Origin of the sequence: Neosynechococcus sphagnicola sy1, from assembly GCF_000775285.1 — a bacterium.
In the GTDB taxonomy this organism is placed as follows: Bacteria; Cyanobacteriota; Cyanobacteriia; order Neosynechococcales; family Neosynechococcaceae; genus Neosynechococcus; species Neosynechococcus sphagnicola.
Genome location: NZ_JJML01000015.1, coordinates 11,588 through 37,833, shown reverse-complemented (window position 1 = coordinate 37,833; position 26,246 = coordinate 11,588). Strand labels below are relative to the sequence as shown.

25 protein-coding genes, 2 tRNA genes and 3 pseudogenes are annotated in these 26,246 nt (G+C 53.2%); 10 read left to right on the top strand and 20 right to left on the bottom strand.

The genetic code is table 11. The features are described from left to right. Positions 1–5: 5 nt before the first annotated feature. The 3 genes from DO97_RS06765 to DO97_RS06755 all read right to left on the bottom strand — a co-directional run bounded on the left by DO97_RS06765 (position 6) and on the right by DO97_RS06755 (position 2,399). The gene (locus tag DO97_RS06765) at positions 6–458 is read right to left on the bottom strand and encodes a PPC domain-containing protein (RefSeq protein WP_036531990.1); all 453 of its coding nucleotides are present in this window, start codon (positions 456–458) and stop codon (positions 6–8) included. Positions 459–531: 73 nt separating this feature from the next. After that, positions 532–1,476, bottom strand: a complete 945-nt coding sequence (locus DO97_RS06760; protein WP_036531989.1) for a branched-chain amino acid ABC transporter permease — start codon at positions 1,474–1,476, stop codon at positions 532–534. Beyond that, positions 1,476–2,399, bottom strand: coding sequence for a glutaminase (locus tag DO97_RS06755; protein WP_036531987.1), 924 nt, complete (start codon positions 2,397–2,399; stop codon positions 1,476–1,478). Before DO97_RS06755 ends, DO97_RS06760 begins: the two co-directional genes overlap by 1 nt. 208 nt (positions 2,400–2,607) lie before the next feature. Here DO97_RS06755 and DO97_RS06750 point away from each other — a divergent pair, with 208 nt between their 5' ends. Further along, on the top strand, positions 2,608–3,138 hold the full coding sequence (locus tag DO97_RS06750) for a DUF2808 domain-containing protein (protein WP_036532108.1): 531 nt from the start codon (positions 2,608–2,610) through the stop codon (positions 3,136–3,138). A 90-nt stretch (positions 3,139–3,228) separates the two neighbouring features. Here the strand turns inward: DO97_RS06750 and DO97_RS06745 are convergent, their stop codons facing one another. Then, entirely contained in the window at positions 3,229–3,804 is a 576-nt protein-coding gene (locus DO97_RS06745) for a hypothetical protein (RefSeq protein WP_052128471.1), read from the bottom strand. A 221-nt stretch (positions 3,805–4,025) separates the two neighbouring features. After that, positions 4,026–4,193, bottom strand: coding sequence for a photosystem II assembly protein Psb34 (gene psb34, locus DO97_RS23770; RefSeq protein WP_036531985.1), 168 nt, complete (start codon positions 4,191–4,193; stop codon positions 4,026–4,028). A 329-nt stretch (positions 4,194–4,522) separates the two neighbouring features. Between psb34 and psbZ the strand changes: the two genes are divergently transcribed. The 3 genes from psbZ to DO97_RS06725 all read left to right on the top strand — a co-directional run bounded on the left by psbZ (position 4,523) and on the right by DO97_RS06725 (position 5,582). Further along, a complete protein-coding gene (gene psbZ / locus DO97_RS06735; RefSeq protein WP_036531983.1) occupies positions 4,523–4,714 on the top strand; it encodes a photosystem II reaction center protein PsbZ in 192 nt (63 codons plus the stop codon). A gap of 113 nt (positions 4,715–4,827) precedes the next feature. Next, entirely contained in the window at positions 4,828–5,412 is a 585-nt protein-coding gene (gene ribH, locus DO97_RS06730; RefSeq protein WP_036531980.1) for a 6,7-dimethyl-8-ribityllumazine synthase, read from the top strand. Positions 5,413–5,510: 98 nt separating this feature from the next. Next, positions 5,511–5,582 (top strand) — tRNA-Gly (locus DO97_RS06725). A gap of 169 nt (positions 5,583–5,751) precedes the next feature. On the opposite strand, the gene DO97_RS06720 is transcribed toward DO97_RS06725, so the two are convergent. From DO97_RS06720 to DO97_RS06690, 7 genes and pseudogenes are all read right to left on the bottom strand, one after another. Next, a tRNA-Asp gene (locus DO97_RS06720) sits at positions 5,752–5,825 on the bottom strand. A gap of 85 nt (positions 5,826–5,910) precedes the next feature. Next, on the bottom strand, positions 5,911–6,792 hold the full coding sequence (locus DO97_RS06715; protein ID WP_036531979.1) for a hypothetical protein: 882 nt from the start codon (positions 6,790–6,792) through the stop codon (positions 5,911–5,913). Positions 6,793–6,909: 117 nt separating this feature from the next. Then, positions 6,910–7,257, bottom strand: a complete 348-nt coding sequence (locus tag DO97_RS06710; protein ID WP_193365061.1) for an arsenosugar biosynthesis-associated peroxidase-like protein — start codon at positions 7,255–7,257, stop codon at positions 6,910–6,912. A gap of 53 nt (positions 7,258–7,310) precedes the next feature. Continuing rightward, a pseudogene (arsM, locus tag DO97_RS06705) lies at positions 7,311–8,280 on the bottom strand (arsenosugar biosynthesis arsenite methyltransferase ArsM). Between the two features lie 81 nt (positions 8,281–8,361). Beyond that, positions 8,362–8,862, bottom strand: a complete 501-nt coding sequence (locus tag DO97_RS06700; RefSeq protein ID WP_052128470.1) for a Mini-ribonuclease 3 — start codon at positions 8,860–8,862, stop codon at positions 8,362–8,364. Next, positions 8,859–9,995 carry a tRNA preQ1(34) S-adenosylmethionine ribosyltransferase-isomerase QueA gene (queA, locus tag DO97_RS06695; RefSeq protein ID WP_036532102.1) on the bottom strand — a complete coding sequence of 379 codons (1,137 nt, stop codon included), beginning with the start codon at positions 9,993–9,995 and terminating at the stop codon, positions 8,859–8,861. The genes DO97_RS06700 and queA overlap by 4 nt, the downstream gene beginning before the upstream one ends. 271 nt (positions 9,996–10,266) lie before the next feature. Further along, complete coding sequence (locus tag DO97_RS06690) at positions 10,267–10,497, bottom strand: hypothetical protein (protein ID WP_156120472.1); 231 nt, start codon at positions 10,495–10,497, stop codon at positions 10,267–10,269. Between the two features lie 192 nt (positions 10,498–10,689). Here DO97_RS06690 and DO97_RS06680 point away from each other — a divergent pair, with 192 nt between their 5' ends. Beyond that, positions 10,690–11,937: a glycosyltransferase gene (locus tag DO97_RS06680; RefSeq protein ID WP_036531974.1), complete on the top strand. Its 1,248-nt coding sequence runs from the start codon at positions 10,690–10,692 to the stop codon at positions 11,935–11,937. A gap of 44 nt (positions 11,938–11,981) precedes the next feature. Here DO97_RS06680 and DO97_RS06675 read toward each other — a convergent pair whose 3' ends face one another. Both DO97_RS06675 and DO97_RS06670 read right to left on the bottom strand, forming a co-directional pair. Further along, positions 11,982–13,313 (bottom strand): hemolysin family protein, encoded by a 1,332-nt coding sequence (locus DO97_RS06675; protein ID WP_036531972.1) that lies wholly within the window; start codon positions 13,311–13,313, stop codon positions 11,982–11,984. A 96-nt stretch (positions 13,314–13,409) separates the two neighbouring features. Further along, positions 13,410–14,018 (bottom strand): DUF3318 domain-containing protein, encoded by a 609-nt coding sequence (locus DO97_RS06670; RefSeq protein WP_036531968.1) that lies wholly within the window; start codon positions 14,016–14,018, stop codon positions 13,410–13,412. Between the two features lie 84 nt (positions 14,019–14,102). Here DO97_RS06670 and DO97_RS06665 point away from each other — a divergent pair, with 84 nt between their 5' ends. The 4 genes and pseudogenes from DO97_RS06665 to DO97_RS06650 all read left to right on the top strand — a co-directional run bounded on the left by DO97_RS06665 (position 14,103) and on the right by DO97_RS06650 (position 17,265). Further along, positions 14,103–14,387: a hypothetical protein gene (locus tag DO97_RS06665; protein ID WP_072016384.1), complete on the top strand. Its 285-nt coding sequence runs from the start codon at positions 14,103–14,105 to the stop codon at positions 14,385–14,387. Positions 14,388–14,467: 80 nt separating this feature from the next. Then, on the top strand, positions 14,468–15,181 hold the full coding sequence (locus DO97_RS06660; RefSeq protein WP_036531964.1) for a DUF1997 domain-containing protein: 714 nt from the start codon (positions 14,468–14,470) through the stop codon (positions 15,179–15,181). A 97-nt stretch (positions 15,182–15,278) separates the two neighbouring features. Further along, positions 15,279–16,422, top strand: a pseudogene (locus tag DO97_RS30865) (glycosyltransferase). Between the two features lie 105 nt (positions 16,423–16,527). Beyond that, entirely contained in the window at positions 16,528–17,265 is a 738-nt protein-coding gene (locus DO97_RS06650) for an undecaprenyl-phosphate galactose phosphotransferase family protein (RefSeq protein ID WP_036531962.1), read from the top strand. Positions 17,266–17,338: 73 nt separating this feature from the next. On the opposite strand, the gene DO97_RS06645 is transcribed toward DO97_RS06650, so the two are convergent. The 3 genes from DO97_RS06645 to glgP all read right to left on the bottom strand — a co-directional run bounded on the left by DO97_RS06645 (position 17,339) and on the right by glgP (position 20,701). Further along, positions 17,339–17,719 (bottom strand): hypothetical protein, encoded by a 381-nt coding sequence (locus tag DO97_RS06645; RefSeq protein ID WP_036531961.1) that lies wholly within the window; start codon positions 17,717–17,719, stop codon positions 17,339–17,341. A gap of 110 nt (positions 17,720–17,829) precedes the next feature. Further along, on the bottom strand, positions 17,830–18,072 hold the full coding sequence (locus tag DO97_RS06640; RefSeq protein WP_036531959.1) for a hypothetical protein: 243 nt from the start codon (positions 18,070–18,072) through the stop codon (positions 17,830–17,832). Continuing rightward, entirely contained in the window at positions 18,038–20,701 is a 2,664-nt protein-coding gene (glgP, locus tag DO97_RS06635; protein WP_036531957.1) for an alpha-glucan family phosphorylase, read from the bottom strand. The genes DO97_RS06640 and glgP overlap by 35 nt, the downstream gene beginning before the upstream one ends. A gap of 231 nt (positions 20,702–20,932) precedes the next feature. On the opposite strand from glgP, the gene DO97_RS06630 reads away from it, so the two are divergent. Continuing rightward, on the top strand, positions 20,933–22,804 hold the full coding sequence (locus DO97_RS06630) for a ShlB/FhaC/HecB family hemolysin secretion/activation protein (protein ID WP_204368515.1): 1,872 nt from the start codon (positions 20,933–20,935) through the stop codon (positions 22,802–22,804). Between the two features lie 199 nt (positions 22,805–23,003). Here DO97_RS06630 and DO97_RS06625 read toward each other — a convergent pair whose 3' ends face one another. The 3 genes and pseudogenes from DO97_RS06625 to DO97_RS06615 form a co-directional block, all read right to left on the bottom strand. Then, complete coding sequence (locus DO97_RS06625; RefSeq protein WP_036531955.1) at positions 23,004–23,354, bottom strand: hypothetical protein; 351 nt, start codon at positions 23,352–23,354, stop codon at positions 23,004–23,006. 382 nt (positions 23,355–23,736) lie between these two features. Then, positions 23,737–25,491 carry an NAD+ synthase gene (locus DO97_RS06620; RefSeq protein WP_036531954.1) on the bottom strand — a complete coding sequence of 585 codons (1,755 nt, stop codon included), beginning with the start codon at positions 25,489–25,491 and terminating at the stop codon, positions 23,737–23,739. After that, positions 25,488–26,134: pseudogene (locus DO97_RS06615) on the bottom strand (DUF2834 domain-containing protein). Before DO97_RS06615 ends, DO97_RS06620 begins: the two are co-directional and overlap by 4 nt. Positions 26,135–26,246 lie beyond the last annotated feature (112 nt).

Genomic DNA, 26,246 nt, shown 5'->3' with positions numbered 1-26,246 from the left:
TCTCCTTAAACTGGCTTCAGGCGAGTCACCTTGAGCACAAACGGCCCAACGGCGGTTTCACCAAAGGCGCGGACGCGAATCACATAGTTACCGGATTTTGTAATCCTTGAGAATAATAGTGAATTCGTACTCCCATCGGGGCCATCATCGTTCTCCGCCACCGTGGCTCCATCCGCAGACAGTAAGGTGACGATCGTATCGAAATTCTGTGAAGTCAGGTCGATCGCCACCTGGTCTCCCGATTGGAGGCTGACCGCATAGTCCCGCGCGAATCCTCCCTGCCCCGTGGGAATATCCTGCTCCGAGAGGGTATCGGTGACTGCTTGATTCACGGTAATCGGGATGGGCGTGTATAAACGACCTTGGGCATGGGCTGCGGGAAAATCCACTCCGAGGGTCACTAAACTACCAACCAGTGTCAACACGAGGCGCAACTTGGGAGTAACCGGATAGATCATGTTGAATACAAAAAATTCTGGGTGGGAGAGAGCATCAGCAGCCCTAAGAGCCTATCCAATTTAGCAAAAACTCTTAGTCCTTAGGCTGGGCCGCAGGATGGGGGCGACGCCGAAACTGGAATCGTCTAGGTGCAATTAAGCCCTGGGGGAAGAAGACGGTGCCCAGGACAATCAGCACCCCAAAGATCATCATCCGCCCCTCCCGCAAAAAGGTGGCTAGCCACATCGGTAACTGGGGGGTGTCGGCGATCGCCCGGAGAATTTCCGGGAGGGCGGTAAAGACCATTCCCCCTAAGACTGGCCCCATAAAGGTTCGAGAGCCACCAATCAACACAAAGGTCAAATAGACAATGCTGGAGTCAAAGGTGCCCTGACGGGCATTCCAGGTATTCAAGAAATGGGCACTAACCGCTCCCACCATCCCCGCTAAAATGGCTCCCAGGGTAAAGGCCAGAACCTTGAAATGGGTAGGATTGATGCCCATGGCACTTGCCGCTAGTTCATCTTCCCGAAGGGCAACCAGCGATCGCCCCACTCGAATCCGCTCTAGACGGTAGAGAAACAGCATACTCACCAGTAGCATTGGCCCCACCACCCAGAGATACTCCAGGGGACTGGTAAAGGGTTGGGGAATGCCAAAGATGCCCACAGCGCCCCCAGTAATATCGAGGTTGAGGGAGAGAATCCTCAGGATCTCAACAAAGGCAATCGTAGCGATCGCCAGATAAATCCCCCGCAACCGCAGGGCGGGCACCCCCACCAGTACCCCCAAAACCCCACAGACCAGCCCTGCGATCAGCATTTCCAGCAGCAGTAAGGGCACGGGGAACAGTTCCCCCGTAAAGTGGAACACCTGGGTGGAGAGAATTGCCGCAATATAGCCCCCCACGGCATAAAACCCAGGACTGGCTAAGGATAGCTGCCCCGCCATTAAGGGTAAATAGAGGGAGAGTCCTAGCATGGCTCCCAGGAGCATGGAGACGATGAGAAACCCATAGGTCGTGAAAAAATTAGTCATCAACCAAAAATCCCTAGATTCAATGCTTGGGACAATTGCTCCACCAGCCACAATCCGGCAAGGGAGTGACCTTCTGGATTCAGGGCAGGACTGTAGCAGGCGATCGCCCCTGCCCCTGGAACAATGGACAGCAACGACCCACTCACCCCCGATTTGGTGGGTAACCCCACTTGCATGGCGAAGACATCAGAGGTCTGATATAGCCCACAACTCAGCATCAGGGCGTTCACTGCCCGTCGCGATCGCGGCAGGATATTTCCGGCAGCCCCTGCCAACAACAGGCCCAACTGAGCTAGATCCGCCACAGTACCGGCTAAACAGCACACCCAATTGTAGGCTTCTAAGGCTTCCTCCGCTGAAGGGATGCGCTCGGACAGTTGCAGGTAATTCGCAAGGGCTTGATTTTGCAAATTTTCCATCGATGCCACCGAAGCCAGCATTGCCCCGTCCACCTGGAGGTTGCACCCGGCCTGACGATTCAGCCATTGACGCAGGCGATCGCAGCGGCTGGTCGCATCGATTCCTGGTAACAGCGACACCAGGGCGATCGCCCCACTATTGATCATCGGGTTACGGGGCCACCCCTGATCGGCTTGGAGCTGCACTAGGGAGTGAAACGGATGATCCGACGGTTTGGTGCCCACCTGTTGCAGGACAACGGTTTCGCCCAACTGTTCCAGCAAGAACAGCAGCACAAAGGGTTTGATCACACTCATCAGGGTAAACCGCTGACTGATCTCACCCGCAGTCCACACCATGCCCTCGTCCGTCTGGATTTGTACGGCTATGACATCGGGATCTGCCTCCGCCAGACGAGGAATATAGGTGGGAAGGGTTCCTTGCGAGGTATGGGTTTGGGCGCGGGCAACCCAACTTTCCAGTTGCGTTTGCGTCAGGGTAGACAGCTGTGTGGCAGGGATCATGGGGGCTAAAGAAAAGGTGCATTCCAGGCAAGATGCCTCCCTGGAACCAGTAATGGCATCGGAGAGTCATCTGTTAATATTAGTAACTGGATTTGTTCGATAAAAGAATGTCGCGGCGATTACCTTCCTGCACACGGCCGTAGACCTGGATCAAGATTTTACTCACTACTGCTTGGAACCCCTAACTATGCCTTTTCCCAAAGCAATCCTGCCCCGTTTCCTTTCTGCCCTAGCACTCACGGGTTGTTTGGTGGCAGGATTTTCGACGACAACTTGGGCACAGCAATCGTCAGGGTTTACCCTCTTTAGTGGGGTGAAATCCGAGAATCAATTGCCTTTTCAGTTAGACTATGGTGGCAAATCAGGCATCTGGGATCGTTATCGGCTGAGACTCCCGGCCAAGAGAGTGAAGCTGGCGATCGCCCAAATTGCCATCTCTTATCCCGATTACTATAAGGGGGAGATTGATCCCAAGGCAGTGGAAATCGCCTTGACCTCAGGCCGGAAAGTTCTCAAGAAAATTCCCATCCAAGAAGTCAACTGGGATCGAGAAAATCGGCTGATTCTGATTGCCCTGAAAGAGCCAATCCCCGCCAGTAGCAGTGTAGAGATTATCCTCTCGAACGTGCGTAACCCGAGTAATGTCGGCATGTATTATTTCAATTGCCAGATCCAAACCCCCGGAGATGTGCCCCTTTTGCGCTACATCGGCACCTGGATTATAACCATTAACCGTTAAAGGACACTGGTCTTTCAAGTTTCCTTGATCGTAAAGTGACTTCAATGATCGTACAGTGGCTTCAATGGCTTGCACAGCAACTGCTGTGGCTTAATCAATCCACTTAAAATCATCAATAATGAGTGTATCATCCTGGAAAAATGATAAGTCGTCAGAATCTAGCACTTCTTGAGTGATCGGCGGCTTTGGAGTGTCTATATGTCCCTCACTCTGTTGAACCTGGATATAGTTACTGTGGGTCAAATGCTGAGGACGTAAATTAGCGATGAAGAACTTTAGCGTTGGCTCTTTGATCCACCCTTTGAGAACTGCCAGCGACCCAAACCTGGCTCGGGTTTGCCATTGCTCCTTCAGCAGTTCTTGAATTTGGGCTTCGGTGAGCAGTGCGGCTTCTTTGAGATAGAAGCCTAGGGGGCGATCGCTATCCTGATTGAGAAGTTGCCCCCACCGCTCAGCAAAGAAGTCCGCCGTTTCCTGCTTCAGCCACCCATGTAACGACAGAATTTCCCCCAGTTGCAGATGTTTGAGTTGGGCTTGTTCGCGAAGTGCAACTTCTATCTGAGGGGGTGAAATCAGTCCAGCTTCGTGCAAAATTACACCCAACATCCGATGGGGTTTGTGAGCACCCGTCTGAGCACGCGAATCCCCTGCATCTTGATCAGTCATGGATCGTGGTGGAACCCAAGATTTTATAGAGCTTCTCAGTATTATGCCCAAATTCAGATCATTGCGATCTCACAGCTCAGGATGCGCCACACGTTTGTCTGGCTGAGGTTGTTTTTATCGATCAACGTAAAAGCTCTGACCTCGTGGCCAGAGCAGAAAAGGAGAATCAAAACTAGACTTTAAACACTGGGTTCATGGGCATGGGGACTCACCCCCATGAATTAGCTGACCGAGAAAGCCGTCAGTAGAGTAAACGTTACGAGCAAAACCGCCACTGCACCCTGGAAAGCATAGTTGCGTTGCTGCTCAGGGGTGGGATATTCAGCGAAGTAAATGGGGACTTCAGTGGCGTAGTTATTGAGAACGCCTTCGTTATCGGTGGTGTACATGACTGTATCTCCTGGTTGCTGCCTTATGTAAACTAATATAACAAATTTGTTACAAAAAGCAATACTTATGGAGATCTATATGGGATTAGTTTTGCCTGTGGCTGTGATCAGCAGGGCTTCAGGGGGGAGTATCCCTCAAAGATCGCTAGAGAATCGGGGGGATCCGGTGGGTATGGTTAAAAGGCTTGACCTCAAGGCATTGGCATCCTAGACAAACTCTTGTATGCGGGATCAAATTCCCATAGAGTGGTTTCAGGGTGATATACAAACCAGTGTGGTTGTCACAACCCAGCTCATACTGCTATTTATTGCGCAATTGGGAGAAGCACATGTTATCAATCTTGTTTCAGCTAGCACTGACGGCTCTAGTTTTATTGTCTTTTGTCATGGTGGTTGGTGTCCCTGTGGCCTATGCCTCCCCCCAAAACTGGAGTCAGTCCAAACTGCTGCTGTTTCTCGGTTCTGGAATTTGGGTCGCCCTAGTGGTCTTGGTTGGGGTGCTCAACTTTTCAGTCGTCTAGTTGCCATCGGTCATTCTGACCCTTGCAGGTTACAACTGGGCAGTATGGCGATTTAACAGCACTTGCCAGCGATCGCCAGTTCACGTCATCTCCCAGAATTTATTAGGGCAGTCATGGCAGTTTTTGAAGGAACCTTCAGTCATACTCAGGAACTACGACTGGCGATCGTCATTGGTCGGTTCAACGACCAGATTACGGGTAAGCTACTGGCAGCTTGCCAAGACTGCCTCAAACGGCATGGGATTGATGTTGACCCTGAAGGTCGGCAGGTAGACTATGCCTGGGTACCCGGTAGTTTTGAAGTTCCGATTGTGGCGCGACACCTCGCCATTACCCATCGCTACGATGCCATTATTTGCTTGGGTGCGGTCATCCGAGGGCAAACGCCCCACTTTGACTATGTAGCTGCTGAGGTTGCTAAAGGGATTGCGGCGGCGGGATTTCAAACAGGCGTTCCTGTTGTGTTTGGAATTATCACAGCCGACACCTTGCAGCAGGCGCTTGAGCGGGCAGGCATCAAGAGTAACAAGGGGTGGGACTACGCGATGAATGCCTTGGAAATGGCAAGTTTAATGCGGCAGCTCAAGGGGGGTTCTGCGGCTGGCTATGCTGTGAATCCCGCTCAGGGGGTGTTCCATTCCTTACCAAGTACCCTTGCGAGTGATGCCACCGCTGAAACCAGACTACCCGAAGCCTAAGCAAATTCTAATTTACTTGGTTCTGCTCCTCGGTCTTGAGCATTATTAGGAGTTGACAGGTTAGAAGGATTCTGCGAAGCTAATATTTACTCTAGTTTGCGGGTATAGCTCAGTGGTAGAGCGTCACCTTGCCAAGGTGAATGTCGCGCGTTCGAATCGCGTTACCCGCTTTCATTAAAAAGTAGGATTCCTACTCCTTTGCCTCAAGGTCTAACTCTCCCAGACTTGACTTGGTGGGAACTCGCTGAGAAAGTCTCTAGGTAACTATATCTATATCAAGTAGCCGTCATCTATATCAAGTAGCCGTCAATTTTTCACCAGACAGCACTTCTATTTGAACGGGACTGACGGGGCTCGAACCCGCAACTTCCGCCGTGACAGGGCGGTGCTCTAACCAATTGAACTACAGTCCCCTGCGGTTCGTATTTTCGCGCAATCTCTATTGTGCCAACTTCAGGGAATTTTGTCAAATTCTATCCGAAGCCTTTGAGGTCGGAGCTATGATTTTCGCCGCGATCGCCCGATAGTCCGACGTCTAGCAGGTCGGGGAATAGGAGCGCTGGCGTCATCCGCTAGGGTCGTTTCAGAAGCAGTGAACTCAGCAGCAGCTCGAAAGCCGCCCGTTTCCTGGTCGTAGCTCCAGGCAACTCCCTCGGGGTCTCGGGCTTGACTCCAACTTTCAAAGTCCGGCTTGAGTTTACGTGCGGTGATTGTCTGGGTTTTTAAACCCAAGCGTTGGGCCAGTTCACTCTGGCGCAGCTGAGAGCTAGCGGTAGCAGCAGAGCCTGGTTCCTCTTCCTCATCTGGCTCCTCCTCCTCATCTGACTCCTTATCATCTGGCTCCTCCTCATCCGGTGCGGCTAAGTCTAAGTCATTGACGAGTTCACCCTGGTGAAACGTAGGGCTAGGGGTAGCAGGATTGTCTGCTTCCTGCTCTTCCTCTGAAACAGTGGAGTCTAAATCCTCGCTGGCATCTAATAATTCAGCAGGTGGTTCCAAGACTGGGGTCGCACTTGCGGGCTCCTGAGGCTCTAAACGTTGGGCAACCTTGGGTGTATCATCGGTGGGACAAGACGGATGGGGGATTTCAGGAGCTGGCGGCGCTACGGGAGTGACGGCAACAGGAGCTGATTTTGACGCTGGCACAGAAACTGGATGCAGATAAGCAACTAGCGATTGGGCGATCGCGTCCCCGGTCAGTGTCTCCGGTTTGTAATCAATCGTGATCGACTTGGCGGCTGGATTTATACTCCCACTGAGGATATCAGCGTGGGATTTAACAAAATCTTGCAGCTGATGAGCATAAGCTAGATCGTCGGTTAACCGGGGAATACGCAACCGAATACGACCGCGAATTGCGTGGAGAATTTCGTAATTCATCTCTGCACCCTAATGTCCTACTGAAGCGGCTGTAACGATTCTCACCATAGTATTCTGTTTTTGCCGATTCAGCAGTACGTTGACAAAACTCAACTGTCAGTGATCGCAAATAACTAACTACATGGCTAACTGTTGTACGCGATCGCGCATTTGCAGCCCGTGAATTAACGTTGCACCGCCGCGAATTGCCGTCGCAACATGCACCGCTTCTGTCATTTGTTCCAGATCCGCTCCCTGCTTCAAGGATTCCTGACTATAGGCATCAATACAGTAAGGACACTGGATAGCATGGGAAACCGCGAGGGCAATCAGCGCTTTCTCCCGACTCGATAATGCCCCCTGGGCAAACACAGCTTGGTAGTAGGCAAAAAACTTATCTGCAAGTTCTGGGTTCCCATCCCTAATATCACCAAAATCCGCCAGATGTTCAGGTTTGTAATAGGTCATCACTATTCCCGTAGTCATCAAATCCTGTAGTCATCAAATCTTGGGATTTCGCCTCCATGAGACAAACCTCCTCAACAACAGCCACCGCCGCTATAGTGCCAAGTAGAAGCGGTAATCAGGATGTCATCAGGGTTGTCTCTAGCAAATTTAGCAGCCGTTTTATCACAGATAGAAGCGGGGATACCCCGTTGGAGAATGTGCCCGGCCTGATCATCAAGCATTGATTCCGATCCGGTATAGATCGCAGTTTTACCCGTGAAAATACACGCCCCATCGGGAGGAACTGGCACCTTGAAGGCAACGGAGTCTAGACTTTCTAATAACAGGGGAACTGGGAGATCATAGGTCTGGGTGTCGAGTAGCCGATAGGGGCGACGGGCGCGGATTTCAACCTGACCAAACCCTGCGTGGACAATTTTCTCCACATAGGTTTCGTAGGGCAGGGCACCCGAGAGACACATGGCGCGGAGGCGGTCATCTTGCTGGAGATGGGGGGGAATCGGGGCCGTGGCAATGGGGTCACTCATTAATAAGCGTCCCCCTGGTTTGAGCACCCGAAATGCTTCTTGCAAGGCTTGAGAAAGGTCATCGGGTTCAAAGATATTGAACAAACAATTTTGCGCCACCACGTCTACCGCAGCATCGGCAACGGGTAAGCTCAAGGCATTCCCTGCTTGGATTTCCACAAAGCTCGGATCGAACCAGCTGTTCAGTTGTCCCGCTATCTCCAGATTCCTCGCAGCGGCCATCCGCATGGCGGGAACCGGATCGACGGCAATTACCCCGCCAGCGCGTCGAGCAAAGTAGGCGAATTGCAGGGCTTCCAAACCGCCCCCAATACCAACATAGAGAACGGTTGGTTCCTGACTCAATTCGGCTGGGTGCACCGTCGTACCACAGCCATAGTTCATTTCCTGCATCTGGGGGGGGAATGTGGAGTCCGGGCAGGTGGAGGGGTGAACTCTGAACACAGCACAATCCAAATTGTGGGGTTTCGGCAACCTGATGATAAAACTGAACCGCAGATTCAAGATAGCTCATGGCAAGGTTCTATAAATCGGGACTAGAGGGGAGGGCAGCTTGAAATAACTCCAGGTTTTTCGACGATCCACTCCGGCAATTTTAAGTCATCTTGCCAGATAGATCTGCTGTTGCGTCAGCCAATGGGAGGTGTTGCAAGAGCGCCAGCAATCGTTGTGGATCATGCAAATACAAGTATCCCAGCAGAGTCTCTAGACTGGTGGCCTGTTGGTACAATTCTGGGTCGAGACGACGCGGCCCCCCAGAGGCAGCATTGCGTCCTCGTCGGAGAATATCGAGTTCTGGAGGGGTGAGGTAAGGCTGCAACGCCTGAAGGTGGAGCGCTTGGGCTTCAGCTCTGACCTGGGAAACCACGGCTTGATGATATTGATGTAGGCGTTTGGGCGGCAGTAAATAAGCAGTGCGAATGTAGAGCTCGTAGACCGTATCTCCTAAATAAGCCAAGGCAGCGGGGGAGACTTGGGGCAGGGCTGTGGGGGAAAGGTGGTTGGTTAGCTGCTGGCAGAAGTCCGTCACTTGGGTAACTATCGGCGGAGAGACGAAGCAGGCATCATCTCTGGACTCCTCTTGGGAATAGGTCATGGGTGTCCGGACTCCCAGCGAGCTTCTGGCAACACTAACATGGCATCCCCAAAGGAATAGAACCGATAATTCTGGTCAATGGCTCCTTGATAGAGATCGAGCAACCGCTGCCGACCGATCAGCGCACTCACCAGCATCAGCAAACTGGAGCCAGGGAGGTGGAAGTTGGTAATCAGGCCATCCACCACCTGCCACTGGTAACCGGGATAGATATAGAGATTGGTTTTGCCGCAGAAGGGTTGCAGCCCATTAACTTGCGCTGCCGCTTCTAAGGCCCGGGCAACCGTTGTCCCCACTGCAATCACGCGATCGCCCCGAGCTTGGGTCTGCTGAATTTTCTCCACGGTGGGGGCAGGCACTTCGACCCACTCCCCATGGAGGGTGTGGTTACGGATATCCTCGGTGTTGACCGGACGGAAGGTGCCCACCCCAACATGCAAAGTCAGGCAGGTTTGTTCAATGCCCTGGTGGGTCAATTGGGACAAAAGTTCCGGGGTAAAGTGAAGCCCTGCAGTCGGGGCTGCAACTGCACCCGGACGCTGGGCATAGACGGTCTGATATTGCTCCGGATCTGCCTGGGAGGCTGTGATGTAGGGTGGCAGCGGCACTTGTCCCACCGCTGCCAGTGCTGCTGCCAGTGAATCATTACCTGACTGCAACTGAAACTGTAGGATACGCCCTCCCGTTGCGGCATCTCGCTCCAGAACCGTTGCCTGTAGATGTAGGCCAGGATCATGGGCAGCCGTAAATTTAATCAAGGTACCTGGGGGAAGGCGCTTGCCCGGTTTTACTAGGGCGAGCCAACAGTCCGGCGATCGCGGTTCTAACAACAACACCTCTACCATGGTTCCCCCCACCTTGTGCCCATAGAGGCGAGCCGGAATTACGCGGGTGTCGTTCAAAACTAGCAAATCGCCTGGTCGAAGTAACTGCGGCAAATCGCGAAAAATGCAGTGACGGTGCCGCTGTGTAGACTCAACAACCAGGAGACGAGACTCATCTCTGGGGGTGACAGGGTTTTGGGCAATGCGCTCAGCAGGGAGCTCGAAGTGATAAGCAGCCAGATCATAATCAGAAGATGCATCCGGCGCAGAAGTGAGGGAGCGATCCGATGCTGTAAGTTTCCCAGAAATTACCGTTTCATCCCCACAAGCGGTTGGTAGGGAGGAGGCAGAAGAAACATGATCAGAAGTGACTGCGGCGTCGAATTGCAAAGCTTAGACTGCAAGTGATGGGAACACTTCTGTAAGGTAGCTTGAACCTGTTAATCTCCAGAATTGAACCTCCCTGGAGTCAGCAGGGACTTAAATATAGGGGCCAGAACGGTTGACCTGTTAACACTTTAGGTGCGGAGGTGCGAACTGACGAGCGGGTCATGCCGATACCAGCCCCTCGAACAACCCGTTAGGGACCGTAGCGCTTATCAACTTGGTTTTCACACACGATCAATCTGTCCATGTTGCTATTGCGGCCTAGACCGTTGTTACGTCCAAACTGCGCCATACATTGCCGATATCCAGCATTGCGCTGAGCAGTAGAAGCATCTGCTGCAGAAGCTAGCAACAAGGCGCTGGCTGCAAACAACCCTAAAACACTGCTGCCTAACATGAGGCTGCTAATCAAACGACGGTTCATACTCCTCCTCCTTAAGTTGGTGCCACTCTTTAAAATATTGAAATTTGTGAATGACCAGACCAATCGTAGAGGCAAAAAAGTGATGGGTCAAGGGGCGGTTGTGCCACTGTATCAACGTCAAAATTCCAATCAGCACCAAGTTGCAGCCACAGCAGGGAACAGGGTCAGCCGACAGACGGTACACTCAACGTCATGAGTACCATTCCCCCCTCCTTGTTATTATCGGCACCCTCTGGAGTGCTGCAAGTCTCTCCTTTGGAGGCGCCGAGTCCCCTCCCTATTAGGTTTTCACTGATTATTCCCACCTACAACGAACGTCAGAATATTGAGGCCATGGTGGCTCATCTGAGTCAGTTATTAGACCCAGTGCTGCCGGGGGAGTATGAGCTGATTATTGTGGATGATGACAGCCCCGATCGCACCTGGGAAGTGGCTCAGACTCTTTTAGTGGCCTTCCCTCAGCTGCGGGTGATGCGTCGCCAACAGGAGCGGGGACTCTCCACCGCCGTCGTGCGCGGTTGGCAGGCGGCACAGGGTGAGATCTTGGGGGTGATGGATGGGGATCTCCAACACCCCCCGGAGGTGTTGCTGCAACTGTTGGCGGCCATGGAGCGGGGGGCAGATCTGGCGATCGCCAGTCGCCATGTCAAACGGGGGGGGGTCAGCCGCTGGAGTCTCTTGCGACGCCTTTTATCCCGGGGGGCGCAGGTGGTGGGGTTACTGCTGCTGCCGGGGGTGGTTGGCCGGGTCTCCGATCCCATGAGTGGATATTTTCTGGTCAGCCGTGCCGCGATCGCCGAGCGGGAACTCCAACCCACGGGATACAAGATTTTGATTGAAGTCTTGGGTCGCGGCCAGATTCAAGAAATTGCTGAGGTGGGTTATGTGTTTCTAGAACGGCGCGAGGGCGAAAGCAAGGTTACCGGGCGACAGTATCTTGACTATCTCCATCACCTGCTGCGGCTGCGGTTAACCCACGGGCGCGGGGGCCGATTCCGGGAACTCATTCCCCTGAAACAGTTTCTCCGCTTTGGCCTTGTGGGGTTGAGTGGGGTGGTGGTGGATATGGTGGTGCTCTACCTCCTGCACGATGCCAGTACCTTAGGCTTGGGGTTAACCCGCAGCAAGATTCTGGCTGCGGAGGTGGCGATCATCAATAATTTTTTCTGGAATGATGCCTGGACCTTTGCAGATGTTGCCCAACAACAACGGGGTGGGGTAGCGCGGTTCCGGCGGTTCTTGAAGTTCAATGCAGTCTGCCTCGTGGGGTTGGTTTTAAATGTGCTGCTCCTGAACCTGTTGTTTAATCAGTTGCAGCTTCACTACCTGCTGGCGAATTTGATCGCGATCGCCGTGGTCACCCTGTGGAATTTTTGGGTCAATCTCAAGTTGAGTTGGCGGGTCACGGCTGTGAAGTCCTCGACCCATAACGGGTCATGAGTGCAACCCATGGCATGGGTTTTGTTGCTGCTTTGACGACGCGGTTACTCTTTGTCGCTGATGTTTGCAGCCTCTGCTGACGTGTCCTTGGGGATGACAAGCACCTTATCCACCCGGGTGCCATCCATATCCATGACTTCAAACTCTAATCCCCCCCACTCAAACTGCTCCCCTGCATGGGGAATCCGCATCAGGGTGTGCATTACAAAACCACCCAGGGTGTGATACTCGTCCTGAGCATCCGGAAAAGATTCATCGCTGAAAATGTCTCTAAATTCATCGATCGCCAGTAAGCCATCCAGCAACCAGGAGCCGTCCTCCCGTTGCACAACCATGGGTTCCTCTTGCGCCTCTGCGGAAGGCAAATCTCCCACGATCGCCTCCATCAAGTCATTGAGAGTCACTAAACCCTCAATCCCGCCATACTCGTCCGTCACCAGCGCCGTGTGAACACCGGTTTGCTTAAATTGTTCCAGGACTTTGAGGGCGCGAGTACTTTCGGCAATATACAGGGGCGGCTGGATCAGGGATTCGATTTCGATGTCGGGGCTGGATAAGCGAGCGGCTAAGAGGCTACTTCCCCGGATGATGCCAACACATTCATCCAAATTGCCACGGCCGACGGGGAACCGCGAATAGGCGCTCTCCACTACTTCCTGTAGGCTTTCTGCCAGGGGCGACTCGATATCCAGCCAGACAATTTCCGTGCGGGGGGTCATCAGGGATTTGATCGAGCGATCGCCCAATCGCAACACCCGTTCCACCATTTCATGCTCAGATTCCTCAAACATCCCTGACTCCGCGCCTTGGCGAATCATCACCTTGATTTCTTCCTCCGTGACGGCTAGCTCCTCTGAAGCCTGGATTCCGAGCAACTTCAGCAGCAGATCGGTGGAGGCACTGAGCAAATAAACCAGGGGAGCCGCTAGACGAGAGAGCATCTGCATGGGTTTGGCAACGGAGCAGGCAATTTGCTCGGGATGATTTAAGGCGATCCGTTTCGGGACTAACTCCCCAATCACCAAGGAAAGATAGGTAATGACGCTGACCACAATCCCGACACTGATACCTTGACGATAGGGTTTTAGAATTGGAAACCCCTCCAAAACCACCGCCAACCGTTCCGCAATGGTTGCGCCGGCAACTGCACCGCTGAGAACTCCAATCAAGGTGATCCCAATTTGAACCGTTGAGAGAAAATCATTGGGAGCATTCGCTAACTTCAGGGCCACCCGCGCCTTCCGGTTGCCGCGATTGACTAACTGCTCTAAACGAACTTTACGAGCAGAAATCACCGCAATCTCTGAACCTGAAAAGATGCCATTGGCAACAATCAAGACCAGAACAAAGATGATTTCAGTAGCGATCGCGGACATTCCCGTCTCCCTCATTTCCTATTAAACCCTCCCTCATCCTAGGCGAAGGGTTACGTGAAAACGCTTTCACCCCCGTCGTTGGACCATGGGGAGGATTTACTCCCGCCTAATGGTTTCCGGCACCTCAACCGGAGACAGCCCCGCGATCGCCCGGAGATTTTGGCAACGAATCAATTCCGTGAAATTCAGAGCCGACCGCCCCTCAATTTGAGCCACTGCCGCGATCTCAGCCAGTAAGTGGGCGGCGGCCTCGGCCTCGGTGTAGCTGCGCCGTTGAGCGACCCGCAGAGCCACGGCATCGGCCTCGAGTTCCAGGGCACAACTACGACTACTGCGCCAGATCTGTAACCCCGCAATGGTTGTCAGCCCTGTGGCCATCACCAATCCCAGGGCATCTCCCTGCAGAGCTTCGGCCACGCCCCCCATCAACCCCACCACGGCCAGACCTTGAAATAATCCTGGTTGGAACCAGCGGATTGCCCCCAACCAACTCACCGTCCGCAAGATCACTAAATCTCGTTGGGGGCGGGGCAACCGCCGCCAGAGATCAAAATTAATCAAAACCGTCCGCTCTGGCTTCCAGGGTAGGGGGAAGGGAGCCGCAATGACCCAGGGTTGTTCCGATTTACTGACAATCTTCGTGTGCATGCGACCGGAAGCGGGCATGACATCCATTAATCGGCGAATTTCAGGTGTAGGCTCCATAGGCGGCAGGAGGCAATTCCAGAGGTTTTAGGGTATCTTGCTGAAAGATAACACCCTACCAAACCATAGCAGGAAGGCTTGTGCATGGATGCGTTCAGTCCTGTTCCCCCTGATTGGAGCCATCAGGCAGTTCATGCCTGGGGGTTCTGCTGTCCTGCTTGCCAAACGGGCTGTCAAGAAGCTCAACGGGTCTGGATCAATCGGCGATCGCCCGTCTATGGGGAAGATCATTCACGTAAATGGCAGGAGTTTTACCAATGTCGCTGTGGTTGTGCCTGGTGGGCTTGGAGCAGCGATCGTCCGCCCACTATCCTGACATCAGAAGAGGAGTCGCCCACCGCATCGTCATCGCCGCCGCCATTAGACTAAGCAAGTTCAGGCAATGGTTCTCAGCAGAAATTTCCAGATTAGAGTAGTAAACACATCACTATCCCCCGAGGCAAAGCGGCGTGGCACCCTCATTTAACCCTGATTCCTTGGCAGCCTCCCCAGCTTCCTTCAGTGTGGCTCCCGATTCCCCAGAGGCAGATCACTCCCTGCCTGGCGATCTTGACCCAGTGCAATACCACAGTCAGTTCACGGACTGCATGGAGATGAATGCGGATGCGGCCACGGTTGCCAACTATCTGGACGCTCACCAAGGTTGGTTTCACCGTTGTGCCCATCCGATGCGGGTGGAACCCCTAGGTCCCCATGCCTACGCCCTTGTGATTGGCCGCTTTGGTGCCCTCGGCTATGATCTGGAGCCCAAAATTGGCCTGAATCTATTACCCCAAGAGCAGGGCATTTATCGCATTGTCACCGTTCCCGTGCCCGATTACCACTCCCTGGGCTACACGGTGGACTTTCAAGCAGCGATGCACCTCGTGGAAGTTCCTATCGATTCCCCGTCCCCAGTTCCTGAACTCTCTGAAATGCTTGCCGACTCGTTGCCCGAGGGTGTCACCCGCGTAGAATGGCACTTGGATCTGACCGTGGGGGTGCAATTTCCCCGATTTATTTACCGTCTGCCTCAAACTCTGATTCAAAACACGGGCGATCGCCTGCTGAAGAACATTGTGCGTCAGGTGTCCCGTCGCCTCACCTACAAAGTGCAAGAAGACTTTCATACCACCCTGGATCTGCCCATGCCCAAGAGTGCTCGAAAACCCTGGCTTTCCTAGCATCCCTTGCTGGCACCTTGCGTTTGGGACGGGAACTCCCTATTTTGATTGAGTTGACTTCCACACTGAATTCCTAGTCAGTGAACTTCCCGTGGCCTTGCAATACGCCTTGATTCATGAATGGTTGACCCCTCAGGCAACGGGTGGCTCTGAACTAGTGGTGCGCGAAATTCTGCGCCACATTAATGCCCATCTCTATGCCCTGATCGATTTCGAATCCACCAATCCCCAAAGTTATCTTTATCAACGTCCCATTGGCACGACCTTTCTCCAACAGCTACCTTGGGCTGCCCAAGGGGTGCAGAAATATTTGCCTCTCTTGCCCCTAGCTATTGAGCAACTGGATGTCCGCCACTACGATGTGATTCTTTCGTCGTCCCACACCGTTGCTAAGGGAGTGTTAACCGCACCCCACCAGATGCACCTGTGCTATTGTCACACCCCTATGCGCTATGCCTGGGATCTAACCTTCGATTACCTGCAAGCCAGTCGCCTAGGACGGGGACTACCGGGGGGACTGACCCGCTACATCCTGCATCGCCTGCGGCAATGGGATGTGATTTCAGCCAATCGCGTCGACTACTTCATTGCCAACTCCCACCACACAGCTCGGCGAATTTGGCGTGCCTACCGCCGTCCTGCCAAGGTGATTTATCCGCCTGTCAACCTAGACCGGTTTTCGTTCCAGGTAGAAAAGCAAGATTTTTATCTTACGGTCTCTCGCCTCGTCAGTTACAAAAAAACTCGACTTGATTGTCCGGGCTTTTAACCACCTGGGCTATCCATTGGTGGTGATTGGTAGCGGCCCGGAACTGAAACGGATTCAGCAACTGGCTCGCCCCAACGTGCAAATTTTGGGTGCCCAACCCGATGCAGTGGTGGAGCAGTATATGGCCAGTGCCAGGGCTTTTGTCTATGCAGCCTGCGAAGACTTTGGCATTGCTCCGGTCGAAGCCCAAGCCTGCGGAACTCCCGTAATCGCCTATGGCGCCGGAGGGGTGCTTGAAACCGTGCGGGATGTTCGACAAGCACCGACCACCGGAACAGGGGTGTTCTTCCCCACCCAAACCGAGCCAGATCTGATCGAGGCGGTTCAATGGTTTGAGTCTCAACACCACTGCTTTCAGCCAGAAATCCTACAGCAGCAGGCTGCCCGATTTAGTACCTCGGTGTTTGCCCGAAGTTATCTTGCCTATCTGGACAGCTGCTATGGAAAATTTAGTGCTAGGCAGCAACGCTAAAAGTTTGTATTCTGTTGGATGTCAGGAACCTTGAATCCAATTGTTTGGAGAACTGGATTCTGGCTCTATTATTTAGGTGTGTGTGGTGTGAATTGAAGGAGTACAATGACTGCCGACAGCCGTCTGATTTCCGGCAAGGTAATCCGAGCGTTTGGAAAGCGTGGCAGCAACCCACGGGCGCGAAGAGAAGGTTCGCAAGGCCGTTCTTTGAGCTTCACGCGGGAAGGGTACGACGTAGCCAAACGCACCTTTGACATTGCTTTTTCCCTTAGCGTCTTAATCCTACTGTCACCGATTTACTTGCTGATTGCCCTGCTGATTGCCCTGAGTTCTCCGGGGCCAGTTTTTTATAGACAGCAGCGCGTGGGTAAAAATCATCGGGTGTTTGGCTGCCTCAAATTCAGAACCATGGTGGTGAATGCTGATGCACTGCTGATGGATATTATGGAGACCTCTCCCCACCTGCGCCAGGAATTTGAAGATAACTTCAAGCTGAAAGATGATCCCCGTATTACCTGGATTGGCAAATTCTTGCGGGTCACTAGCTTGGATGAGTTTCCCCAATTCTGGAATGTGCTGAAGGGCGATATGAGTGTGGTCGGTCCCCGACCGCTGGTACCTGAGGAGTTACCGCGTTATGGGAAACACATTGATAAAATTCTCACCATCCGTCCCGGCATCACCTGTATCTGGCAGGTATCGGGGCGTAATGATATTCCTTATCACCGCCGCATTCAGATGGATCTGCACTATGTATACTTCCGCAATCTTTGGTTGGATCTGGGGCTGATTCTGAAAACCTTCAGTGTCGTGATCTTCCCAAAAAATAATGGCGCTTATTGAGCCATGTTGCTTGCCCTTAGGAAGGGTATATTTGCAGCCTCTATAACAACCACTACCAACAACCACTACCGTTTCAAGGCGTAGTAGCGGCGGCTCCTGGAGGGGTTTGTTGTTGATTTTTCAGCAGCTGTTGCTGTCTGGTTCGAAAATCAGCTGTGGCTGCATCCAAGCTTTCTGCCTGTCCGGTGGTAAATTCCTCTTGGGAGGGGCCTCCCTGCATGGCGCGGTGGACGATATCAAACAGTCCGGGAGTAACCCCTGCCCCGCCTGATGCCGAGAACGGATCAGTCGTATCTTTAGTAATAAAATCTTGAACTGTTTGGGAAGAGCCTGTCTGATTCTGAGCCAGTACTGGGGAAGCCAGGAAGCCGAACACTGCACCCAAGCTCGTAAGGCAGAGCATCTGGTGCAGTGAAGGACAGCGCAGACGGAAACTGCCGATAGAGATCTTCACTTTAGTAGGTCGCTGTAATGAGGATGGTTTCCTACTCAATTTTAGTGCAAATCAAAACTCCAGATCTAAGAGGATGTTTTAAAAGGGTAGGCTTTAGCCTCAAATACAACTCAGAGGCGCGATCGCAAACCCTGGAACCCTGATTCTCTCGTATTAGCTTCTAGGTAGCTAGGGTGGTGAAACACACCCTGAAAGACTTTTAAAACATCCTCTAAGAAGGCTGACCCACTGGTGACAAAAATGGTTGCAACGATTCCACGTTGATCGACGGCGATCGCCCAGGATAGTTCAGCGATCGCCGCCCACCAGATCGGGATCTTATGGATGTGCCCAGAGTACCAGACCGACCTCATGGGGACTGCTTAACCCTGAATGCTTGGGTAGCACCCGCAAGGACAGTCCTTGGAGACCACTGTTGGTATAGGTGATATCAACCGTGTAGATACTACTATTTTGGTCGTCCACGCCCTGAAACTCCATGGACACTGGCATGCCATCCACAATCTCCCCATTGGTATTCACCGGGCCCTGGTAAAGTTCTACTTGCACATCTGCTGCACTCAGGGCACCGAGGTTAATCCAGGTTTTGACGGCAATGTCTTGGTTGACCTGCACATCCGCCGGAATGCTTCCAGCAGCCATAGACCCTGTAGAGATGTCAATGTTTTGGATCTTAATGTCATACCAGTGCTCGAAGAGTCGGGCTTTCCACTGTGCCAGAGCTTTGGCAGGGGTATAGGTATCGGCGGTCATCTGGTAGTAGCGATCGCTGGCCGGGAAATAACTCCGCGTTGCATATTCCCGCACCATCCGAGCGGTATTAAACAATGGACAGTTCAGGCGCACCGCCTCCTTCATCTTAGCAATCCATCCCCGCGGCAATCCCTCATTGTCGCGATCGTAGAACAGCGGCACGATTTCTTTTTCCAGTAAATCGTAGAGGGCATTAGCTTCTACATCATCCTGATAGTTTGGATCATCGTAGTCTTCACCGTGACCAATGGGCCAACCGGTGCGCACGTAATCCGCCTCATCCCACCACCCATCCAGCACACTGAGATTCGGCAGTCCATTCATGGCTGCTTTCATGCCGCTGGTTCCCGACGCTTCTCTGGGGCGACGGGGGGTATTTAACCAGACATCACAGCCCGCCACCATCAGTCGAGATACATAGATGTCATAGTCGGGAATGAACACAATATTGTGCTGCATGCCCTCATCACGGATAAAGTGAACAATATCGCGGATCAGTTCTTTCCCAGGAATATCTTTGGGATGGGCTTTGCCAGCAATTACAAACTGCACCGCATGTTTGCGAGGGTCGAGATGGCTACCCTTGAGCCGATCTCGATGTAGATCCAGCAAAATTCGCTTGATCCGATCCAGATCCCGCAGAAACAGCGTCGCCCGTTTATAGGTCGCAAAGCGACGGGCAAAGCCAATCGTCAGCACGGAGGGGTCGAGTACATCCTGGGCTTTGGCGGCCTCCGTTGGCGAAGCACCCCGTTCCCGCAAGCTTTTGCGCAACCGCTCGCGCACAAACACCGTCAATTCAGAACGGCAGCGCTCATGATTACGCCACCACTCCTCATCGGGAATCGACTTGACGCGATCCCAGATGGGATTATCGGCGGGGGCATCGGACCAGCTAGGGCCCAGGTAGCGATCGTAGAGATCCTGGGTTGACTTGGCTACACAACTACGGGCATGCACCCCGTTAGTAATGGACGTAACAGGCACCTCATTCAGGGGTAACTCCGGCCACAGCCCTTGAAACATGTGGCGAGACACTTCGCCGTGGAGCTGACTCACCCCATTGACAAAGCTTGCGGTTTTAATGGCCAGAATTGCCATGCTGAAGGGTGCGGTCAGATCACCCGTATTTTCCCGTCCGAGAGCCAGAAATTCTTCTCGTGAGAGGCCAAATACCTCTGCATAGGAACCCAGGTAATACATCACCTTATCGGGCGGGAAGAGATCAATCCCTGCTGGCACTGGGGTATGGGTGGTAAAGATCTGGCTCGACTGAGCCACTTGCTTTGCTTCTGCAAAGGTGAGGTGATCTTCCTGAATCATCTGGCGCATCCGCTCTAGAGCCAAAAATGCCGAGTGCCCCTCATTCATATGGAAGGCCGTAACTTTATGGCCTAACGCCCGGAGCATTTTCACCCCCCCAATCCCCAGCATAATTTCCTGGTGAATGCGGATATCAATATCTCCCCCGTATAACTCATCTGTGATGTCTTGGTCGTAGGAGCTATTGGGTTCAATGTTCGTATCAAGGAGATAGAGGGGAATCGCCCCCACTTGCACCCGCCACACCCGTGCGTAGATCGCCCGTCCTGGAAAGTCAACGGCAATCCGCAATTCCGAGCCATCTGGGTTGCGCTCTAGATGCAGGGTCATATTATAGAAGTCGTTGGTGGGGTAACGCTCCTGCTGCCAGCCATCCGCATTCAGATACTGGGAAAAATAACCCTTTTGGTAGAGCAGTCCCACGCCAACCAGGGGCAATCCTAAATCGCTGGCTGACTTGAGGTGATCCCCAGCTAACACCCCCAAGCCTCCGGAGTAAATCGGCAGGGAATCCGTTAACCCAAACTCAGCCGAGAAGTAGGCAAAACAATCTTTTAAGTGGCCTGCTCCTACCATGATCCGCTGCTTATGGAACCAATTGGGAGCCCGGTGGACTTCGTCCACAATGCGTTCCGCTAGGTAATCATCTAACTCCCGTGCCACCCGATCCATCTGAGCCAGAAAGCCTTCATCCCCAGCTACCTCCCGTAACCGCTCTTGACTGATAGTTCCCAACATCAACACTGGATTATGGCGACTGGAATCCCACAGGTCTGGATCTAGACGGCGAAATAAATCTTTCGTCTCGACGCTCCAGTCCCAGTGCAAGTTATAGGAGAGTCGTCTCAGGGGTTCGAGGCGAGAGGGCAAGGTTGGTGAGACATTAAAGGTCAGGATGGGCTGCATAAGCTCCAGAGTCTCCAAGACTGGTTAGCGTTATTCTCTCTCTGGTTTGACAGAAAGATGGCTCCTCTTAATACTGTCTTTGGGGAACCAGACTCACTGTACCTCGTCTGGAGCGGCATTTAGGGAATCAAAAATCCGTGGTAAGTTGTCAAATGATGTCAGAGTCAACCGCCGGTAAAACGAATCATTGGATCAATTGTTTGAGAGTCAATGAGGAAATTTTTGCGGAAGATGGGAGTCAAGGTTGACCGCAGCAAGGCTACGGAGTGGTGTGTCATGGGTGTCAGGTTTGTTACCTTTGGGTGTATCGGTGCAATGCCGGGAGTCCTGGTTCTGGCTACAGCTAGTTGGGGAGCGCCTTGTCTCATAAGTTGTCAGCAGCTAGGGCTTCATCCTGGGTCTGAGGCATTGTTCCCGGAAGGGTCGGGACGCTCTCCAGGGTTTGAAGTGGCCCAAAGGGCGGCCCCTCCCAACTTGACCCCGAGACCAAACCCCAATCTCGATCGCTTTTTACAACCCCCACCGACTCCGACGCCGCTGCCAGCCCCCACCCCCCCATTATTTACGCCCCCCAGTTCAACTCCTGCACCAACCGAGCCTACGGTTCCGATCCCAGTAACCACCATCGATGTTAAGGGCAGTACGGTTTTTGGCGCTGCCGACTGGAACCCAATTATTCAGCCTTTACAAGGGCACTCTGTCACCCTGGAGCAGCTACAGCAGGTTGCCGATGCAATTACCCAGCTGTATCTGAATAAGGGCTACATCACCTCCCGAGCGATTCTGGTCGATCAGACGATTGTGAATGGGGTGGTACAAATTCAGGTGATTGAAGGTCGCCTAGAGTCAATCCAAGTCCAGGGCAACAAGCGGGTCAGTCGTAACTACATCAGTAGTCGCATTCGTCTAGGAGCTAAGACTCCCCTCAACACCAGTCACTTAGAGGATCAACTCCGGCTCTTGAAGGCCGACCCGTTATTTAAGAGTGTGGAGGCCAGCCTGCGACCGGGGAAGGAACTGGGAGGTAGCATTTTGGTGGTGAAGGTGGCAGAAGCGAACCATTACATCACCTCTTTTTTTGCGGATAACTATTCCCCTCCCAGCGTTGGCGGAGAACGCTTTGGTGTGATTATGGGGCATCGCAACCTCAGCGGGCAGGGAGATACGATTTCCGCTGCCTACAACCGCACCACCACCGGCGGAGCCAATGTCTATGATTTTGACTATGCGCTCCCCGTCAATGCCATGAATGGTACGCTGCTGTTACGGGCCGCCCCCTATGACAACCAGATCACCGACCCTAACTTTAAGCAGTTTGGCATTCGCGGTACCAATTCACTCTACGAAATTGGGTTTCGGCAACCGCTGATTCGCTCCACCCGGCAGGAATTTGCCCTTTCCCTAGGGTTCGCCTACCAAAGTGGTCAAACCTTTTTGTTTGATAATTTACCCACACCGTTTGGGATTGGGCCGAGTTCGGATGGGGTGAGTACCACCAGTATTGTCAAGTTTGGGCAGGATTACGTGCGGCGGGATGCTCTCGGAGCTTGGGCGCTGCGATCGCAGGTCAGTGTGGGGACAGGACTCTTTGATGCCACCCAGAATCCAGCACCGATCCCGGATGGGGAGTTTATTAGTTGGTTAGGGCAAGCCCAGCGGGTGCAACTCTTTGGCAAGGATCGGTTGCTGATTCTATCGGCGGATCTGCAACTGACCCCCAATAGCTTGTTGCCCCAGCAACAGTTTGTGATTGGGGGAGGGCAATCGATCCGCGGCTATCGCCAAAATGTGCGATCGGGAGACAATGGGTTCCGAGTTTCCGCAGAAGGACGACTGCCCATCTATCGGGATGAAGCTGGCAAACCCCTGATTCAACTTGCCCCATTTTTTGACGCCGGAGCAGTTTGGAACCAGGTAAACAACCCCAATCTTTTACCAGAACAAACGTTTGTGGCTGGAGCGGGACTGGGATTGCTATGGGAGCCATTTCCCCGGTTTAATGTGCGCCTCGACTATGGCATTCCCTTAATCGATCTGCGCGATCGCGGCAACAACATTCAAGACGCTGGCTTTTACTTCAGCGTTGGCTATCGTCCCTGGTGATGTTCCAGTTCTCCCTGCTGCATTCTTCTGGAGCTGATGATGGAGCTGCAATCTCCAGAGGCTTGCCTGTAATCTCAGGGGTAGATCCTGGCACGAGTTGCTCCTCAGATTGCAGATAGATAGAAAGCAGAAAGCGCTATCCCCCCGAGTAGAGATAGCGACAGGAACTTGATCTGGGTGGAAGATTGCCAGAGAGACCCTATACAGCACCTCGACAAGCCGTGGCCGCAGCAATGTCACTGATGCCCGAAGGTTCTAAGATTTCCCCATCAGCTCGCTGCACATACATGAGCTCCTTCATGCATTGCTTGGCTTTCTGCACGGAGAACCCTGGCTTAGTCGCATTCTGGCAAATGGTGGCCGCAGCCAGATCCGTCATCTGAGCCCGCTGCCCACCCGACACAATTGGACTGTTGACCGACATGAGTTCAGTGATGCAGGCTTTGATGGGGTTCGTTTGAGCGTCAGCAGCAGGGGTGAACAGCGGCAGAACTGCTGTTGTTGCAGTGAGGACAAGTGCTGACAAGCCACCATAAATCACTCGGTTCATTGGGTTCTCTCCTGAATAGATTAACGAGAAGTCGTTATTTAGAAGATTAAATCCCTAATCTGAGAACAAGCTGCACTGTCAATGATAGAACTGGTAAGGCTCCCTGAAATTCTCTGAGAAATTGCTGAGTAATTACAGCGCTTGATCAGACATGGGAATGGATGCCTCGGGCTGGCTCACAGCAGTCCAGAATCATGATCAGCTTCATACCAGGTCGTGGTAGCAGCGTAGACAATCAGGGACAAGAAATTGCCTGGGAAGTCATGCTTTCGAGCGTCAATGACTTAGACCAGTATGTTTTGAGAGGCCAGTGTTATAGCGGTTCTCGGTCAATACAACTTTTAGGATGGCCTGACAGGCAGCCTCCCTGAATTGCCCCCATCTACCAATACCCCACCCATTTACTGGCAATGGGCATTCGCCATCCGGTGCCAAAGGCGCGATCGGTAATTTTAAGCCCAGGGGGAGCTTGCCGCCGTTTAAATTCGGCACGGGCAACCAGCTGAGCCACTCGCCGCACTGTAGCCTCCTCGTGGCCTGCGGCGACAATGGCAGCCGGAGATTGGCGATCGTGAATCAGCTGGGAGAGGATGTCATCCAAAATATCGTAGTCAGGCAGGGAATCTTGATCCAGCTGACCGGGTTTGAGTTCAGCGCTGGGGGCTTTGGTGAGGATATGGGGCGGAATCACGATGGCCGCAGGCTGTTGGATTTTACGTTGGAGCTGCTGGCATTGCTGCAATTCAAAAGTTCGACCCGTTAAATCGGAATTGAGCCAATGACAGATTTCATAGACCTTGGTTTTCGGCACATCGGCGATCGCAGCTAATCCTCCATTCATATCGCCGTAGAGGGTGCAATAGCCCACGGCCATTTCTGACTTATTGCCTGTGGATAGCAACAGGTGGCCAAACTTATTGGCGATCGCCATCAGTAAGTTGCCGCGAATCCGAGATTGCAGATTTTCCTCCGTGATCCCAGGGGCAGTGCCCGCGAACAAAGCTTCCAGGGTCTGATCGTACCCCTGCATCAGCGGCTCAATGGGGAGGGTATGGGTGCGAATGCCTAAATGCTTGGCCAATACTAAGGCATCCTCGATCGAGTGATCAGAACTGTAGGGAGAGGGCATCAACACCCCTAAGACCTGCCCAGGCCCCAGGGCGGCGGCAGCGATCGCTGCTACGAGGGCTGAATCAATACCGCCACTGAGGCCGATAACCGCCTGGGTGAAGCCACATTTGCGGGCATAATCCCCCACTCCCAGGGTGAGCGCTGCCCAAATTTCAGCGGCTTCAGCGGCTGGTTGGGGCGCAATGGCACCCGGACGCAAGTCCCCCAACTGGGGATCAAATTCCAGCAGCACCAGATCGGTCTCGAACCCACGGGCACGACAGACCATCTGACCCTGGCGATTGAAGGCGACACTACAGCCGTCAAAAATCAGATCATCATTGGCTCCCACCTGATTCACGTACACTAGGGGTTGCTGGTAGCGCTGGGCACTATGGCAGAGCATGGCTTCCCGCAATGATTGCTTGCCAACGGTGTAGGGAGAGGCTGATAAATTCACCATTAAATCGGTGCCCTGCTGAGCCAGATCAGCAATGGGGTTGACCGCATAGCTCCGTTTCCCCCAAAACGCCTCGTCGTTCCAGAGATCCTCGCAGATCGTCACCCCCACCCGCACCGTGGCTCCCGATCCCTCGACCTCAAGGACAAAGCAATTGGCCTCATCCCCCGGTTCAAAATAGCGAGCCTCGTCAAAGACATCGTAGGTTGGCAACAATCGCTTATGGAAGATCTGCTGGACTCGCCCCTGCTTCAGGAGTGCCATGCTATTGAACAGGGGCTTGCCCCCCGCTTGTAGCGATCGCGGGTTCGGTTCCACCATACCCACCAGCACGGCAATCTGGGGCGGCAGATCCTGGGCAAGTTGTTCCAGGCGAATGGCGATCGCTGCAATAAAACTGGGGTGCAACAGCAGGTCACGGGGAGGATAGCCACAGAGGGACAACTCTGGGGTCAATACCAGATCCACCTCCTCCGCTGCCGCTTGACGGGCCACCGCCAGAATTTGTTGGGCATTGCCGCAGAGATCGCCAATGGTGGGGTTGAGTTGAGCCAGGGCTAATTTCATAGGTCGAGGGGGGAAATGGGTGGGCGCAAACTTAAGTACAGCAGCGGCCCCACTAGGGGAAGCAAACTCACACTCCAGAAAATCCGCCGATCTTTGAGACCCCGTCGGGTCATGTCATCTCCGAGCAGGGTGGGGAACAGCAAACTCAGCAAACAAAAATCGAGGGTCATCACATGGATAAAGCGGCGGGTTTGCCATTGCTGGAAAAAACTCACCCCAGTTCCCCCCCGTGCAAACCGTATCCCAGTAGCATCAACGTCCCCACCGTCAAGATTACGCCTGTCCACCGGGCATCTAGCAGCTTCAAGAGCGAACTTTTGGCTCCCGAAAAGCTCCCTCCTGGGGTTCGCAACGCCAAATAGGGAATCACGGCAAAGGCACCCACGGCAAAGGATCCCAAGACAAACGGCCATGCGGGGACTGCCTGGGTACGGCCATCCATCAACAGAACACAACTGTAAATCAGCGGCCAGATGCCCATAATGTTAAACAGAGCAATTACCAGGGGGTTGAGTCCCTGCCATTCCCCGGTGGAAAGATGTTGAATCAGTTGTAGGGTATCGGGTTGATCCGGCGGTGCCAGCACCAATGCGTAAGTTGCGAACCCAATCCAAAGTAGCCAGAATGCAATTTTTCTGCCCATGTCATTTATCCAGAAGCGTTGCGACCCCCAGGGATCTAACAACTCAGGTTGGATTGATTCTACCGGATGCGTCTTCTTTAGAACCGACGGTAGGGACGTTGACCCGAGGAGC

Excerpts from the sequence above, each read along its gene's own strand:
- DO97_RS06765 (WP_036531990.1), bottom strand. The coding sequence starts at position 458 with ATGATCTATCCGGTTACTCCCAAGTTGCGCCTCGTGTTGACACTGGTT.
- DO97_RS06760 (WP_036531989.1), bottom strand. The coding sequence starts at position 1,476 with ATGACTAATTTTTTCACGACCTATGGGTTTCTCATCGTCTCCATGCTC.
- DO97_RS06755 (WP_036531987.1), bottom strand. The coding sequence starts at position 2,399 with ATGATCCCTGCCACACAGCTGTCTACCCTGACGCAAACGCAACTGGAA.
- DO97_RS06745 (WP_052128471.1), bottom strand. The coding sequence starts at position 3,804 with ATGACTGATCAAGATGCAGGGGATTCGCGTGCTCAGACGGGTGCTCAC.
- psb34 (WP_036531985.1), bottom strand. The coding sequence starts at position 4,193 with ATGTACACCACCGATAACGAAGGCGTTCTCAATAACTACGCCACTGAA.
- psbZ (WP_036531983.1), top strand. The coding sequence starts at position 4,523 with ATGTTATCAATCTTGTTTCAGCTAGCACTGACGGCTCTAGTTTTATTG.
- ribH (WP_036531980.1), top strand. The coding sequence starts at position 4,828 with ATGGCAGTTTTTGAAGGAACCTTCAGTCATACTCAGGAACTACGACTG.
- DO97_RS06715 (WP_036531979.1), bottom strand. The coding sequence starts at position 6,792 with ATGAATTACGAAATTCTCCACGCAATTCGCGGTCGTATTCGGTTGCGT.
- DO97_RS06710 (WP_193365061.1), bottom strand. The coding sequence starts at position 7,257 with ATGACTACGGGAATAGTGATGACCTATTACAAACCTGAACATCTGGCG.
- DO97_RS06700 (WP_052128470.1), bottom strand. The coding sequence starts at position 8,862 with ATGACCTATTCCCAAGAGGAGTCCAGAGATGATGCCTGCTTCGTCTCT.
- DO97_RS06690 (WP_156120472.1), bottom strand. The coding sequence starts at position 10,497 with ATGAACCGTCGTTTGATTAGCAGCCTCATGTTAGGCAGCAGTGTTTTA.
- DO97_RS06680 (WP_036531974.1), top strand. The coding sequence starts at position 10,690 with ATGAGTACCATTCCCCCCTCCTTGTTATTATCGGCACCCTCTGGAGTG.
- DO97_RS06675 (WP_036531972.1), bottom strand. The coding sequence starts at position 13,313 with ATGTCCGCGATCGCTACTGAAATCATCTTTGTTCTGGTCTTGATTGTT.
- DO97_RS06670 (WP_036531968.1), bottom strand. The coding sequence starts at position 14,018 with ATGGAGCCTACACCTGAAATTCGCCGATTAATGGATGTCATGCCCGCT.
- DO97_RS06665 (WP_072016384.1), top strand. The coding sequence starts at position 14,103 with ATGGATGCGTTCAGTCCTGTTCCCCCTGATTGGAGCCATCAGGCAGTT.
- DO97_RS06650 (WP_036531962.1), top strand. The coding sequence starts at position 16,528 with ATGACTGCCGACAGCCGTCTGATTTCCGGCAAGGTAATCCGAGCGTTT.
- DO97_RS06640 (WP_036531959.1), bottom strand. The coding sequence starts at position 18,072 with ATGAGGTCGGTCTGGTACTCTGGGCACATCCATAAGATCCCGATCTGG.
- glgP (WP_036531957.1), bottom strand. The coding sequence starts at position 20,701 with ATGCAGCCCATCCTGACCTTTAATGTCTCACCAACCTTGCCCTCTCGC.
- DO97_RS06630 (WP_204368515.1), top strand. The coding sequence starts at position 20,933 with ATGGGAGTCAAGGTTGACCGCAGCAAGGCTACGGAGTGGTGTGTCATG.
- DO97_RS06625 (WP_036531955.1), bottom strand. The coding sequence starts at position 23,354 with ATGAACCGAGTGATTTATGGTGGCTTGTCAGCACTTGTCCTCACTGCA.
- DO97_RS06620 (WP_036531954.1), bottom strand. The coding sequence starts at position 25,491 with ATGAAATTAGCCCTGGCTCAACTCAACCCCACCATTGGCGATCTCTGC.